Source organism: Phenylobacterium sp. (assembly GCF_004297125.1).
Classification (GTDB): Bacteria; Pseudomonadota; Alphaproteobacteria; order Caulobacterales; family Caulobacteraceae; genus Phenylobacterium.
The window spans coordinates 319,015-333,224 of the sequence record NZ_SCVD01000001.1; the positions used below are offsets into that span (position 1 = coordinate 319,015).

A 14,210-nucleotide genomic window follows, 5' to 3' on the forward strand; every position below is an offset into this window, starting at 1 on the left:
GGGCGGCGGCCCCTCCGGCCACCGCACCCCCGAACCCGAAGTAGATCCGCCCTGCGGCGAACGGCCGCGCCCCGGTCAGTCACCTTCGCGATCGGCATCGACCTCGCGTTCACGGCCCTGAAAGCCCTCTCGCGTTTACCGTCTCTCTTTCGCGAGCGCACAAGCGCAGTGAGATGGAGTGAGCGTGACCAGCCGCGTAACGTCGGACGTCGAAGGGGCTTTCGCCTTCATCGCCGAGCAGACCAGCGACGTGATCGTCCGCACGAGCGCGGCGGGCGTCGTCACCTACGTCTCCCCGGCCGTGAGGCGATACGGCTACGAGCCCGAACAGTTGATCGGACTGTGCGCGGGGGCCCTGGCCCATCCCGACGACCTGGCCAACCTGACGAGAAACAACCTGGCTCTGCTGATGGGGAGGCCGGACACTGGCGCCCGGCGCGAACACCGCTTCTGCGACGCGGGCGGCGAGTGGGTGTGGTTCGAGGGCAACCCCAAGATCATCTTCGGTGAGGGGGGGAAAGTCGTCGAGATCATCAACATCTTTAGGGACGTGACGGCCCGGCGGGCGCTGGAGGCCGACGCCCTGGCGCAGGCGGAGGTGTTCGAGGCGGCCTTCCGCCACGCGGCGGTCGGCATGGCCCTGGTGGGACTCGACGGCCGATTCCTGCGGGTGAACGAGGCCTTCTGCCGGATCACGGGCTACGCCACGTCGGACATGCTGGCGCTGGACTTCCAGGCGATCACGCATCCCGACGACCTCGGCGCCGACCTGGACCTGCTGCGGCAGCTCTCCGCCGGCGAGATCAACAGCTATCGGATGGACAAGCGCTATGTCCGCGCCGATGGCGAGCAGGTGTGGGTGAGATTGGCGGTTTCGCTGGTGCGGGAAGCCGACGGCGCCCCGAAGCACTACGTGGCCCAGGTCGAGGACCAGTCGGAACGACGCGCCGCCGAACACGCCCTGCGCGAGAGCGAGGCGCGCTATCGTCTGATCGCCGAGAACACCTCGGACATGATCACCATGACCGACCTGACCGGACGGACGCTCTACGCCAGCCCCAGCGTGCGGCAGGCGGGCGTGCGGCCGGAGGACCTGGAGGGGCGGTCGTTCGCCTATAGCATCCACCCCGACGATGAGCGCGACGTTCGCCGCGCCTTCCGCGCCTTGCTGGCCGAGGGCGGCACCAAGCGCGTCCGCTGGCGGGGGCATGACGCCAACACCGGTGGCTGGCTTTGGCTGGAATCAAACGCCAGCCTGGTCCGGGACCCGGAGACCGGCGAACCGACCGGCTTCCTGGACGTGATCCGCAACATCGCCCTGCAGGTCGAACAGGAGGAGATCGTCGCCTCCGCGCGCGCGGAGGCCGAGGCGGCCGCGGTCGCCAAGTCGCAGTTCCTGGCCAATATGAGCCACGAGATCCGCACGCCGCTGACCGCGGTGCTGGGCTTCACCAACCTGCTGCGCGAGATGGAGCTGCCGGAATCGGCGGCGGGCTATGTGCGCCGGATCGCCGGCGCCGGCAACGCGCTGCTGGCCATCGTCAACGACATCCTGGACTTCTCGAAGCTGGAGGCCGGCAAGTTCGAGATCCGGCCGCGGCCGATCCGGCTGGCCGAGGTCTGCGAGGAGACGCTGCAGCTCTTCTCGATCCAGGCGGAGGTCAAAGGCCTGACGACCCGCTTCGAAGCGGCGCCCGGCCTGCCGCGCGCGGCGATGGTGGACGGCGACCGGCTGCGGCAGATGCTGATCAACCTGGTCGGCAACGCGATCAAGTTCACGGAAGAAGGCTCGGTGACCCTGCGGATCGCTCCGGCCGGGGCCGACCGGGTGGCGATCGAGGTGGCGGACACCGGCCCCGGCCTGGACGACGAGGCGCAGGCGCAGCTGTTCCAGCGCTTCACCCAGATCGACGGCTCCATGACCCGCCAGCACGGTGGTACGGGCCTGGGCCTGGCGATCAGCCGCGGCATCGCCGAGGCCATGGGCGGCGCCGTCTCGGTGACGAGCATTCCGGGCGAGGGCGCGACCTTCCGCGTGGAGTTGCCCGCGCCCGCGGCCGACCTGCCGGAGGAGCTGGAAGGTGCGCAGGCGACGATGTCCATCGACGGCATCCGCGTGCTGGTCGTCGACGACAATCCGGTGAATCGCGAACTCAGCCGCCGGATCCTGGAAGCGGCCGGCGTGGAGGTATCGGATGCGCCGGACGGGGCCGAGGCGCTCACGCTGCTGGCGCAGCTTCCGGTGGATGTGGTGCTGATGGACCTGCGGATGCCGGTGCTGGACGGCCGCGCGGCGCTGCGGGCGCTGCGCGGAACCCCGGGGCCGAACCAGGACGTGCCGGTGCTGGCGTTCACCGCCGACGCCGACCTGGAGGGCGAGGGCGATCTCGATGGTTTCGACGGGCTGGTGCGCAAGCCGATCCAGCCGCTGGACATGTACGGAGCGATCGCCGCCGCCATCCAGTGGGCGCCGGTCGAAGGTGAGCACGAGAGGTACGTCGCCGGTTGAGGGTCCCCGTTTGCTGTCGCGACCGACGGTGGGCGTCCGGTTCAGGTGATGGGCGCGCGCAGGCGGCAGACGAGGCCGCTGCGCGCGTAGTCGACGGCCGCCGGCGCGCCCAGCTCCCCCGTCAGGCCCGACAGCAGGCGCGAGCCGAAGCCGGTGGATACGGGGGCCGTGACGGGCGGGCCGCCCGTCTCTCGCCATTCGAGGCGGAGGGCGTCGTGCTGCGGATTCAGCGACCAGCGTAGGCTGACCCGCCCGCCGACCACCGACAGCGAGCCATACTTCTGGGCGTTGGTGGCCAGCTCGTGCAGGGCCATGGAGATCGCCAGGGCCACGTTGGGCGCCAGGCGCGCGGGCGGTCCGTCGATCGCGATGCGGGCGCCCGGGGGATCGTCGTACGGCCGTACCGCCTCGCGGGCGATATTGGCGATGTCGGCGCTCTCCCAGTTCTCGCGGGTCAGGACATTGTGCGCGGTGGACAGCGCCAGCAGGCGTTCCGTCAACCGTTCGCGCGCATCGACCATGGACACCCCCTCGCGCAGGGTCTGGCGGGCCAGCGACTGGATCGTGGCCAGGGTGTTCTTCACCCGATGGTTCAGCTCGTTGATCAGCAGGCGTTGACGCTCCTCGGCGAGGCGGGCGTCGGTGATGTCCATGGCGAGGCCGACGTAGCCCTGGAACTCCCCCGCCTCGTCGAAGCGGGGCCGCGAGGCGGTGCGCAGCCAGCGCCACTCGCCGCCGATGAGGAACCGGGCCTCCCAGGCATTGAGATTGCCCGACACCCGGGCGTCGATCCGGGTCTGGGCGACGCGCTCGCGATCATCGGGATGCATGAGCTGGATCCAGGCGTCGCCCGTCAGCTCGGACAGCGGCAGGCCCGCCAGTTCCTGGAGCGCGCGGTTCGCGAACTCCAGGGCGCCGCGGGCGTTGGTCACCCAGACGGGCGACGGCGCGCTGTCGGCCATGTCCCGGAACCGGGCCTCGCTCTCGGCCAGGCGGGCGCGGTCGGCGCGGATCTGGGCGTCCTCGACCTTCGCCTCGGTGATGTCCATCAGCACGCCCAGCATGCCGACGACCTGGCCGTTGTCGTCGCGCTGGACGCGGGCGCGGATTCGTATCCAGCGAAGCGCGCCGTCGGTGGGCCGGGTGATCCGATACTCGATCTCGTAGGGGACGTCCTCCCGCAGCGCCCGCACGACCGCCAGGCGGGCCGGCTCGCGGTCATCCGGGTGGACGTGCTCCAGCATCTGGACCCAGGTCATCGTCGGCCCGGGCTCGAGGCCGACGATCTCGGCGGCGCGGACGGACATGTCGGTGACGTCGGTGGCCATGTCCCAGCGCCAGTCGCCGAAACCGGAGGTGGCCAGGGCCAATTCCAGCCGCGCCGCCTGTTCCCGTTCGCGGCGCGCCCGCTCGCGCCGCTCGGTGACATCGCGAAAGGTGACGCCCAGGCCCTCGTCGAGGGGGAAGGCGCGGAGATGGAACCACATGCCGGGGCGCAGCTCGGACTGGGCTTCGGCCTCGACCTCGATCCGGCCGGTCATGGCGCGCTCTAGGAAGTCGCGCATGTCGGAATCGGCGCCGAGCTCGGGGAGGTCCCACGCGAGCTTCCCGACCGCGTCCTCTCGGCGCAGCCCGTAATGGGCCTCGGCGTTGCGGTTGCAGTAGGTGACGCGCCAGTCGAGGTCGAACGCCATGAAGCCGTCGCCGATGCTGTCCAGCAGCTCGGCCATCTGGCGGTTCTGGGCCGCCTCGACGCTGGCCAGCGACTCCCTGATTGAAACTCTCCCAAGCGGTGCGCGCAATTGCCGGTTGATCATGATCAGACCGAGGTGCGGTCTACAAGGCCGCCGGGCGTTCGGTCGTGACGTGGACCCCGGGGTGTGGCTTCATCTCCGGGCTCGGATAGGTGCAGGAAAATCTTGAAGAAAGCGAAGCCGGATCAAGGGGCGGAGGCGCGGCTCGCCGCGGTGCTGGAGAGCATCAGCGACGTCTACTACGCCGTGGATCGCGAATGGCGGATGGTGCTGTTCAACCGCTCGGCCGAGGAATTCTTCGCTATGCCGCGCGGCGCGATCCTGGGGCGCAACTTCTGGGAGCTGTTCCCCCGCCGCGATAGCGAGTTCGGCCGCCTCATGCAGGCGGCGATGGACGAGCGGAAGCCCTCCCGCCTGACTGCGCCTTCGGCCCTGCGTGAGGGTCGCACCGTCGAGGTGCGGATCGCACCGCTGGCCAACGAGGGCGTCGGCGTCGCCATCGACGATATCAGCGAGCGGGCGGACGCCGAGCGGGCCCTGCGGCGCAGTCAGCAACGGCTGGATCTCGCGGTGGAGGCCCATGCCATCGGCATCTTCGACTGGCACATCCCGAGCGGGAAGGTGGTGTGGAACCGCGAGGAGGAGGCGTTGTTCGGGCTCGAGCCCGGCGGGTTCAGCGGCGACATCGGCGGCTGGCGCGACCGGCTTCTGGCCGAGGACCTCGTGCGCATGGAGGCTGAGCTGGGCGAGGCCATGGCGGCGCAGCGGGAAACCATGGCCTTCGAGTTCCGCATCCGCCGCCCGGACGGCGCCGTCCGCTGGGTCGAGGGCGCTGCGCGCTTCCTCTACGCCCCCGACGGGACGCCGCACCGGATGGTCGGCACCAACATGGACATTACGGACCGGAAGGTGGCCGAGCAGCACCAGCGGCTGCTGATCAACGAGCTGAACCATCGGGTGAAGAACACCCTGGCCATCGTCCAGGGCATCGCCTGGCAGTCGTTCCGGCCCAGCGGGATGGCCAAGAGCGCGGTGGAGGCGTTCGAGGGGCGGCTAGCGGCGCTGTCGACGGCCCACGACGTGCTGACCCGACAGAGCTGGGAGGCCGCCTCGATCGGCAGCATCGTGGCCGAGGCCGTGGCGCCGCATCATGCCGGCGACGGGCGGCTGACGGCCGAGGGGCCTCCGGTCGACCTGGAGCCCAAGACGGCGGTGGCGCTCGGTCTCGCCATGCATGAGCTCGCCACCAACGCGGTGAAGTACGGCGCGCTCTCCACGCCGACCGGCCGGGTCGAGGTGCGGTGGACCGCGGACGCGGGGTTCCTGCGGCTGACCTGGCGCGAGAGCGGCGGGCCGACGGTCTCGACACCTGTCCGACGCGGCTTCGGCGCGCGCCTTCTGGAACACGGCCTGGCCGAGGAATTGCGCGGCGCGGTGCGGCTGGAGTTCCGCCAGGAAGGCGTGCTGTGCGCGGTTGAGGCCTGGCTCGGCGACTAGCTCAGGCGGCCTGGCTCTCGTGGGTGTCGGCGCCGAGGCTGAGCTCGAAGTCCTGCAGGGTGTCGACGAGCTGTATCACGTTGGCGGCCAGCGGCCTTCCGCGGGGGAACTGGTAGCGCCAATAGGTGGCGATGTGGCTGACCAGACCGCAGCCGTCGCCCAGCGACAGGAACATCTCGGGCGACTTCAGCAGGAAGTCGCGAAAGGCGAGCGCGTTGCCTTCCACCGTCAACTGGGAGAACACCTCGTCGTAGACGCCCAGGTGGTTCATCACCGACTTCACCTGCCGCTCCATCTTCTGGCGCAGGCGGTTCTTGAGGGCCTCGAGCTCCGCGGCCGTCTCCGTGTCGATCGGCCCGATCACCCGGACCCGACCCAGCTCGCTGAACACATCGCGCAGGTTCGCCCACAGGGTGTTCAGCACCCACTTGTAGTAGAGGAAGCCCTTCCAGGCGAAGATGCCCTCCTTGTAGTTCTCCTTCTCCAGCCGCAGTGTCAGCCGCAGCGGCTCGAGCCGGTCGTCGGTGCGGGCCGAAAGCAGGGCCTCGACGAGGCGGGTGATGTTCCCCTCCTGGCCCTCGGCGTCGCGATAGGCCAGCTCGATCAGCTTGGCGATCTCGGTGCCGACGAAGCGCTGCATCTTGGCGAGGTCGGGCGCCGAGATCTCGAAGTGGCTGGGGCTGATGTCGAAGCCGCGGCGCTTCATGTGCTCGCGCAGCAGGAACGGGTCCAGCGAGGGCAGCTCGTCGATCGCCTCCAAAACCGCGACGTCGCGGGCGAAGTCCGGCGCCTCGCCGCGCAACTCTTCGAAGGCGTCCAGCCAGCCCCGTTCCGAGACGAACAGCGAGCGGCCGCCAAGGCCCAGGTCGGACCGCTCGAACGGGATGATCAGCTTGGTGGCGGTGTAGCGGATCCGGTCGAAGGACTCGCGCTCCTGATCGCGGAGCCGGTGGCGCACGATCACGGCGCCGTTGAGGCTGGAAGCGACGAAGAACGGGTTCTTCTCGTGCTCGGGGTTGTCGGCGTTGCGCGCCGACAGCGCCGCCAGGTTCAGGACGCGGCTGGTCGACGCGGTCTTTTCCAGACCCCGAAGGCTGCGAAATGTCCTGTCCGAACCCTTACCCACCGCTCACGTCCCATCCCGATACGGCCCAACCCAGGGACCGCTTCCACGCTTGCAAGTGTTGGATCGTGCCGACCAACGGTTAACCAGAATCCGCCGATTCGAGCGCCGATCGCACTCTGCGAGCCGAGCGGCGGGTCTCGCCTACCCATTTTGGGGGTTCTGGCGCCGCGATGCGCGTTAATGCATCACGATGTTATTCGATAGCGCCCGGCCCTGTGCGGCTTGCGTCCTCCACGGTTCGCGAACAGGTTGCCGCGGAGTACGAGTCTCTGGGGTTTGACGAGATGCGGGGCAAGGGCGTTGCGTGGGCTGCGGCAGGCGTTTGGCTGAGCTGCGCCGGCATGGCCGCCGCACAGACCGCCATCGCCTATCCGTCTTCGTTGGAGCGCGAGCCCCTGCTGGCCTGGCTGCAGCGTGAGACCGACATCGAGCCGAACCGCGTCGTGGCCGTGACGCCGCAGGCGCTGATCTCCATCGTCTCGACGTTCCCGGCCGGGCCCGGTTCGGAGCCGCGGGTCGTGCTGCGCGCGGAAGCGCTGAACGCGGACACCGTCACTCGCAGCGGCGCGGTCTCGTGGCACGTGTCGATGAGCGCGGACTGCAAGGGACGCCGGGTGCGCCTCGGCGAGACCACGGGCTATCCGGGGCGGAACCTGCTGGGCGATCGCGCGCCGTTGCGGCCGCCGGAGACCGAATGGCGGAAGCCCGACGCCGGGGCCGCCCTCGACGCGGCGTTGCGCGCGGTTTGCGAACCGAGCTTCAAGGGCCCCTTCGAGGCGGTCGCCCTGAAGGTCGCCCGGCAGGACGCGCCGGCCACGGCCTCGGCCGAGGCGTCGATGGCCCCGCCGACCCCTGCGGTGGCGGCTCCTGCCAAGCCGAGCCCCGTCGCGCCGAAGCCCGGCCGCCGCATGGTGGCGCAGATCGGGGCATCGCCATCGGAGGCGGACGCCCGTGCGCTGATCGCCGCCCTCGGCTCCAGCCTGGGCGGCCGGGAAACCTGGGTCGAGACGGCGCAGGTTAACGGCAAGACCTGGCGCCGCGCGGTGGTCGGCGGTTTCGCCGACGGCGCGGAGGCGGCCCGCTTCTGCGCGGGCCTGAAGGCCGCCGGCCGGGGCTGTTTCGTCCGAGTCGGCTGATCGCGGCGGTCCGTCGCGGGGGGAGGCAGTCCGCGCGAGGCGGAGTCTAGCTTCGCTTGCGGACGAAGAACCTCGCGGCCAGCACCAGCAGGCAGCCGACGAACAGGACGCCGGCGATCGCGCGCGCCGCATCGACCAGGAAGCCCAGGACGGCGAGGCCGACCATGGCGGCGAGCAGGATCACAACCCATTTTCCCATGAGCTGCACAATGGACGGAGCGCTCGGATGTTCCAAAATCGAAGGCCGGTAAGCCTTCCAAGTCATGAATTGAAAACCATCCATTGTGCTATGGTGTCGCATGATCCGGCCACGCGGGGACGCGGTTCGGGTTCTATCAGCCGTGAAATGGCCACAGCGCTGCTGTCAATGGTGGGCAGTGCGCTTGAGGACGGAGCATGCTGGCAGGACTGAGGCAGATCCTTGTGAACCCCGCAACGGGGTTGGTGGCGATCGGCGTTGCGGTCGCCCTGGCCGTGGGATTGGGCGTCACTTCCGCCAACTGGCGGGCGCAACAGGCGGACTACGAGGCGCGGATCGCGGAGCTGACCCGCGCGTCGGAGAAGGCCGAGGCCGGGTTCCGGATGGAGCTGGCCTCCTGCCAGGCGGTCGGCGAGGCGCGCGAAACGCTGGCCCCGCGGGTCGCGGCGGCGGGCGGAACGCCTGCCGGCGCACGTCGCCTGCTGGAACAACAGCCCGAGGGCATTGACGCCTGCGCCCGAATGGAGAGCGCCGACCAGGCGGTGCTTTCGAACCTGAAGAAATGAGCCGCATGAGACGAACAGCGGCGGCCCTGGCCGCAGCGATGGCGGCCCTGACCCTGGCCGGCTGCCAGACCTTGCGCCGCGAGAAGCCCGCGCCGGTCGCCCCGCCGCCACCGCCGACCCCCGTGCTGGTCCTGCCCAAGCCGCCACCGCCACCCCCGCCGCCGCCGCCACCCCCGCCGCCGCCTAAGAGCTGCGTGCCGCGCACGCTGCCGCCTGCGCCACGCTATCCGGACACCGATGCGGCGCTGCGGGCCGCCCCTGGCGCGGCCGACCGCTATCAGTTGCTGGCGGCCGGCCGGATCCTGCGCCAGGAGCGGCTCGACGACCTGGAACGCGTCATTGCGGCCTGCCGCTAGACGGCCAGGCCCACGGTCACCGAGCCCGCGTAGCCGGCGGATGGGCTGCCCGTCAGGCCGGGCGTCATAGCGGCGACCTGGGCCGTGCTGTTGTCGCCGAAGATGCCATCGCCTGAGGTGCTGGTCTGGGCGAAGCGCGAGGCGCTCTGGCCGTAGCCTCCCGCGGCATAGACGGCGGCGCATGCGTCCGCCGGCATCGCGAACTGGGAGACCAGCAGGCGATTGGAGTAGTTCGTCGCCGTTGCGAGCGAGCGGTAGACTTCGAAGTGAATGTGCGGATACCGGCCGGCGTAGCAGCCTGGGAAGATCGTCGTGAATGTCGCCTGGCCGGCGGAATTCGTCGCCTGCACGCCGCGCAGGTAGTTCTGCTGCGGCAGATCGTAGAGCGAATACTGGCCGCTGGCGTCGCAGTGCCAGATGTAGATGGCGTAGTCCGCCAGGGCCGCGCAGGACGCGCTGATGTTCGTGAGGTTGACGGTGAGCGTCAGCTGGACGCCTGCGGCTGTTCCCGACAGCCCGCCGAAGCTGCTGCGGATGTCGCTGCGGACCACACCGCTGGTGGTCAGGATATTGGAGAGCACCCCGTTGGCCATGTTCGAGCCGTCGGACGGGTAGGGGCCGTTGGTCTCGGTCGGGGTGGCGGCGCAGCTGGAGCTGGTGGCGCCCGTGCCGGTGGCTCCGGTCCCCGTCGTGGTCGTCGTGGCCCCCGTGGAGGTGGAGGTCGAGGTGGAGGTTGTGCCCGAGTCTCCCGACCCGCCGCAGGCGTCGAGCAAGAGCGCGCTGCCGCCCGCCCCTAGTAGGCCCAGCATCCGCCGGCGCGCCATCATCTGGCGCTGCAGGGCCTCCAGGTCGAAGGCGAGGCCCCGGTCGTGATTGTCGTCGTGCATGCGTCCCTCTCGGCTGCGATGCACGAAGGGGTAGGAAGCCGGCGGGGCCGTCATGTTGCCAGCTTGTTACAAGTTAATTTCAGCTCCTGTGACGGGACGGCGCAACGCAAAACGCCCCGACCTTGCGGCCGGGGCGTTCGCAGATCGACCGGGACGGTCGACTAGAAGCGGTATTGCAGCTCCAGCCCATAGGTGCGCGGGGGAACGTAGGAGACGGTCTGGTTCACGAAGGCGTCGCCCGTGGGGCGGAGGCCGTTCGGGCCAGTGTCGAGGCGGTCGCCGTCGATGCCGCTGACGCCCTCGGACTTGAAGACGTTCTTCACGAAGGCGATGACCGTGAAGCGGTCGTTGGCGTCGTTGAAGAGCAGCCGGGCGTCGACCTGCTCCCAGGCCTTGGCGCGATTGTAGTACTCGTTGAAGATCGAGTAGTAGGTCGCGTCCTTCCAGACGTAGGTCAGCGACGCCGATACGTCGCCCGGATCCAGCTTCCACGTGTAGTTGGCGTTGACCGTGAAGCGGTGCGGCGTGGACGAGGGCAGCTTGGCGCCCTTGAGGTCCTGGGCTTGAGACGCGGCGCCGCCCTGCGGGTCGTCCGGGTCGATGAAGCAGCATGCTTCCTTCAGCTCGGCGTTCAGGTACGAGTAGTTCGCCAGGATCTGCAGGTTCTCAACCGGCTGCCAGATGGTCTCCAGCTCGAAGCCGACGATCCGCGCCTTCGGCATGTTGAAGAAGCGCGTGACGGTCAGGCCCGTGTCCGGGTTCCGGCCGGAGATCGGGATCTGGATGTCCTGATAGTCGTAGTAATAGGCCGAGGCGTTCGCCTGGAAGTTGCCGCCGAAGGTCTTCTTCAGACCGACTTCGTAGGCGTCGATCGTCTCTTCTTCCGTCGTGACGTTCGGCGTCAGCGTGGTGGTGCCCGAGTTGAAGCCGCCCGCCTTGTAGCCGCGGGTGTACTTCGCATAGGCAAGGGTGTCGGGGTCCGGTTGCCAATCAAGGCCCAGCGCGCCGGTGACCCCGCTCCAGTTGTTCTTCAGGCCCCGGTGGCGGATTCCCGTCGTGGGATCGGTGTAGGCCGGCAGGTAGACCGATGGGTCGGTGCTGACGCCCGGCGCCGCGGCGTCGGTAATGTCCACCGGGCGGCCGGTGATGCGGCTGATCGGGCAACTCGTGGCGCTGTAGAGGCACATCAGTCGCGCGCTCTCGAACGACCGCTTGCGGTCGTAGGTGTAGCGCAGCCCGGCGGTCACCTTGAGCTCCTCGGTGAGCTGGTAGTCCGCCTGGCCGAAGACGGCATAGGATTCACTGACGTTTTCCGAACTGCCGTAGCCGTAACGGCGCAATGGGTTCGGCGCCATGGCCGCGCCGGACTGATTGGTCGGCCTTTCGAAGCGGGGGTCATCAACGTAGCGCGCGTCCGACAGGGTGTAGTTCGAGCCTTCGCGGAACTGGTAGACGCCGAGGATGCCCTGCAGCGGCCCGTCCCAGGTCGAGGCGAAGTTCAGCTCGTTCGAGAACCACCAGACCTCTTCCTGGTACTGGTTATGACGGCGCGGATAGTAGAGCAGGTTCTGCGCCGGCAGCGGCAGCGGGGCGGCGCTCGCCGGGAGCGGCAGCAGGAACGGCGCCTGGCGAGACGTGCCGTCCAGGTCGGTCTGGAGTCTGTAATCGTAGTAGGTGAAGCCGGTGATGTACTTGATGTCGAAGTTGTCGAGGTGCAGCGTGACGTTGGCGGCGTAGGTATTGCTCTCGAGGTCGATGTAGTTGCCGTCGTCCGTGTCGAAGCAGAACTGGCAGGTGTTGCCCGGCAGAGCCAGCGGGAGGCCGAAGCCGGCCGCATTCGGCGTCAGCGTCGCCTGGAAGGGTGAGGTGTTGTCGCGGATGCCGTACTGGGCGACCGTGCGGCCGCCGGGCCCGCGGCCCAGGTTGTGCCATTCGACGGTTTCAGCCTTCGCCCACCACTCCAGCTTGCCGTCGCCCAGCTCGCCCTGGAGTTGGCCTTCGATCTGCCACTGGTCGCCGGCGCCGCCCTCGTCCTTGCCGTTCGGATTGAGGTTCTTGAAGTAGGCGTCGCCCTGGGAGCTGTACGTCCCGGCGAGGCGGCCTTGGATGTTGCCGAACAGCGGCCCGGAGATGGCGGCCTCGGTGGCCCAGGTGTCGTAGTTGCCGACGCTGCCGCGGACCTCGGCGAAGAATTCGTCGGTCGGGCGCTTCGAGATGATGTTCATCGCGCCGCCGATCGAGTTGCGGCCGTAGAGGGTGCCCTGTGGGCCCCGCAGGACTTCCGTCCGGTCAACGAACAGCGTCGATTTGGCGAATTGGGTGACCGACGAGGTGTAGACGCCGTCCGAGTACATGGCCACGCCGCCCTCGGAGGAGCGGTTGTTGGTGAAGCGGCCGATGCCGCGCATGTTGATGCGGTCGTTGTTGGTCGAATAGGCCAGGCCCGGCGTGAAGTTGGTCAGGTCCTGGACCGAGTTGATCCCCACAAGCTCCCGGCGTTCGTCGGTGAATGCGGAGATGGCGACCGGCACGTCCTGCAGGGACTGTTCCCGCTTTTCCGCGGTGACGACCAGCTCTTCAATTTCCATGGTCTGCGCATAGGCCGCGCTTGAAGCGGCGCCGCCGCAGATGGCCGCCGCTGCGTAAACGCAAGACAGCAGCATGCTCTTTCTGGATAACATCTGGTTTCCCCCAAGCCCTGTTTTGACAGCGCCTTTGCAGCGCTTAGATTCGAATGTCCGGCATGGCGGACGTCAGGTCAATAAGCGCAGTCACGTATACCGACGCTATTCGAGCGGCTGTCTTTCTGAAGCAACGGTTTGGAGAATGCGTTATCCGAGTGTCGGTGCGGTGACGCTGCGCCACATTCGCGCCGCAACCCTGAACGCCGCCTGACGTTTCTGCTCATCGCCCCGTTCAGCCGCCGAGGGACAGGCTGGCGAGTCAGCGAACGGTGAGGTGCGATCATGACCCGTTTCGGATTGAACGTCCGTCTGGCCGCCGCGGGCGCCATGGCGCTGGCCTTGGCGGCGTGCGACGATCGCAGCGGACGGGTGGACGCGCCTGAACCCGCTTCGCTGGCCGACCTGTCGGCGATGGATGCGCTGCCCTACGCCGAGCCGGCGCGCGTGGAATACCAGGCGCCGGCGCAGGGCTACGCCTGGGCCGAGCGCGCCTACGGCCTGCAGCGCGCCGTCTACGACACCCCGCCGGATTACGGCTTCGACTACGGCGGCGTCGAGCCGCTGGCGTGGGAGACCGAGGACGACTGGGTGATGTACGCCGAGCCGTGGGATGACGGGTACCGCTACTACTATTACGAGCCCGGCGCGGCCTACCCCTACTTCGTGCGCGACGGTGACTATGGCTACGGCTACGGCGCGGGGGGCGTGCTGGTGGCGGTGTTCGACGCCGGCGGCCGCTACCTGCCGGCGGACGTGGTCTACCGCGTGGCGCCGATGGCCGGCCGCTACTACCTCCGCGGCCACGACCTGCGCTCGGCCGGGGACAGGGCGCGGCGGATCCGGGTGACGGAAGAGGTATGGGCGCGTCGCGCACCGCGGGTGATCCGCACGGCCGATCCCTGGCTGCGGGCGGCGCGCAACGACCGCGACTGGCGCGCCTGGCGTGGCCGGGACCAGGACCGGGAGCTTCGGCGCTTCGAGCCTGAGGCCGAGCGGCGTGCGGTCCGTGCGCGGCAGTGGCGGGAACACAGCGGCCGCCGCGCGGTCGTCGCGCTCCGGGCCCAGGACCACGGCCGGCCCCACGACGCGGAGGTGCGCCAGCCCGACCGCCGGCGCTTCGAGGCCGACCGCCGCGAACAGGCGCGACAGGCGGCGCAAGAGCGTCGCCAGGTCGCGCGAGCCGAGAGGCAACGCCAGCAGCAGGTGGGGGACCAGCGGCCCGAGCGGGAGCTACGGATGGTCCGCGACGATCGCCAACGCCAGGTCGAGCGTCGCCAGGTCGGGCGTCGCCAGTTCGAGCAGCGGCAGCGCCGTCCGGCCGAGCAGCAACAGGCCGGGCAGCAGGCGCAGCGTCAACCGCCGCAACGCCAGCAACAGGCTCAGGCCCGCTCGGCCGAGCAACAGGGCCGGCCGGCCGCCGGACGCGAGCGCGGCCCGGGCGCCGGCCGCGGCCACGACAAGAAAGACTAGGCGCCACCGCCAAGCTTGGCCCACTG

The 14,210-nt window shown here is 69.3% G+C and carries 11 protein-coding genes; 6 read left to right on the top strand and 5 right to left on the bottom strand.

All coding sequences use genetic code 11. The features are described from left to right. Window positions 1-184 precede the first annotated feature (184 nt). The gene (locus tag EPO51_RS01565) at window positions 185-2,509 is read left to right on the top strand and encodes a PAS domain-containing hybrid sensor histidine kinase/response regulator (RefSeq protein WP_293345253.1); all 2,325 of its coding nucleotides are present in this window, start codon (window positions 185-187) and stop codon (window positions 2,507-2,509) included. Between the two features lie 41 nt (window positions 2,510-2,550). Here EPO51_RS01565 and EPO51_RS01570 read toward each other — a convergent pair whose 3' ends face one another. Next, on the bottom strand, window positions 2,551-4,239 hold the full coding sequence (locus tag EPO51_RS01570; RefSeq protein ID WP_293345255.1) for a sensor histidine kinase: 1,689 nt from the start codon (window positions 4,237-4,239) through the stop codon (window positions 2,551-2,553). A 189-nt stretch (window positions 4,240-4,428) separates the two neighbouring features. Between EPO51_RS01570 and EPO51_RS01575 the strand changes: the two genes are divergently transcribed. Further along, entirely contained in the window at window positions 4,429-5,760 is a 1,332-nt protein-coding gene (locus EPO51_RS01575) for a sensor histidine kinase (protein ID WP_293345257.1), read from the top strand. Between the two features lies 1 nt (window position 5,761). On the opposite strand, the gene EPO51_RS01580 is transcribed toward EPO51_RS01575, so the two are convergent. Next, a complete protein-coding gene (locus tag EPO51_RS01580) occupies window positions 5,762-6,886 on the bottom strand; it encodes a hypothetical protein (RefSeq protein ID WP_293345259.1) in 1,125 nt (374 codons plus the stop codon). Window positions 6,887-7,227: 341 nt separating this feature from the next. Here EPO51_RS01580 and EPO51_RS01585 point away from each other — a divergent pair, with 341 nt between their 5' ends. Then, entirely contained in the window at window positions 7,228-8,022 is a 795-nt protein-coding gene (locus EPO51_RS01585) for an SPOR domain-containing protein (RefSeq protein WP_293345261.1), read from the top strand. A 46-nt stretch (window positions 8,023-8,068) separates the two neighbouring features. Here the strand turns inward: EPO51_RS01585 and EPO51_RS01590 are convergent, their stop codons facing one another. Next, window positions 8,069-8,206 carry a hypothetical protein gene (locus tag EPO51_RS01590; RefSeq protein ID WP_293345263.1) on the bottom strand — a complete coding sequence of 46 codons (138 nt, stop codon included), beginning with the start codon at window positions 8,204-8,206 and terminating at the stop codon, window positions 8,069-8,071. A gap of 212 nt (window positions 8,207-8,418) precedes the next feature. Between EPO51_RS01590 and EPO51_RS01595 the strand changes: the two genes are divergently transcribed. Together EPO51_RS01595 and EPO51_RS01600 are read left to right on the top strand one after the other, a co-directional pair. Next, entirely contained in the window at window positions 8,419-8,787 is a 369-nt protein-coding gene (locus EPO51_RS01595; protein ID WP_293345265.1) for a hypothetical protein, read from the top strand. 5 nt (window positions 8,788-8,792) lie between these two features. Beyond that, complete coding sequence (locus EPO51_RS01600) at window positions 8,793-9,143, top strand: hypothetical protein (protein WP_293345267.1); 351 nt, start codon at window positions 8,793-8,795, stop codon at window positions 9,141-9,143. Here the strand turns inward: EPO51_RS01600 and EPO51_RS01605 are convergent. Together EPO51_RS01605 and EPO51_RS01610 are read right to left on the bottom strand one after the other, a co-directional pair. Further along, window positions 9,140-10,030, bottom strand: a complete 891-nt coding sequence (locus EPO51_RS01605; RefSeq protein ID WP_293345269.1) for a peptidase associated/transthyretin-like domain-containing protein — start codon at window positions 10,028-10,030, stop codon at window positions 9,140-9,142. The two genes, EPO51_RS01600 and EPO51_RS01605, sit on opposite strands and share 4 nt — an antisense overlap. A 161-nt stretch (window positions 10,031-10,191) precedes the next feature. Further along, the gene (locus EPO51_RS01610) at window positions 10,192-12,693 is read right to left on the bottom strand and encodes a TonB-dependent receptor (protein WP_293345271.1); all 2,502 of its coding nucleotides are present in this window, start codon (window positions 12,691-12,693) and stop codon (window positions 10,192-10,194) included. Window positions 12,694-12,996: 303 nt separating this feature from the next. On the opposite strand from EPO51_RS01610, the gene EPO51_RS01615 reads away from it, so the two are divergent. Further along, entirely contained in the window at window positions 12,997-14,184 is a 1,188-nt protein-coding gene (locus EPO51_RS01615; protein WP_293345273.1) for a hypothetical protein, read from the top strand. The last annotated feature ends 26 nt before the right edge of the window (window positions 14,185-14,210 follow it).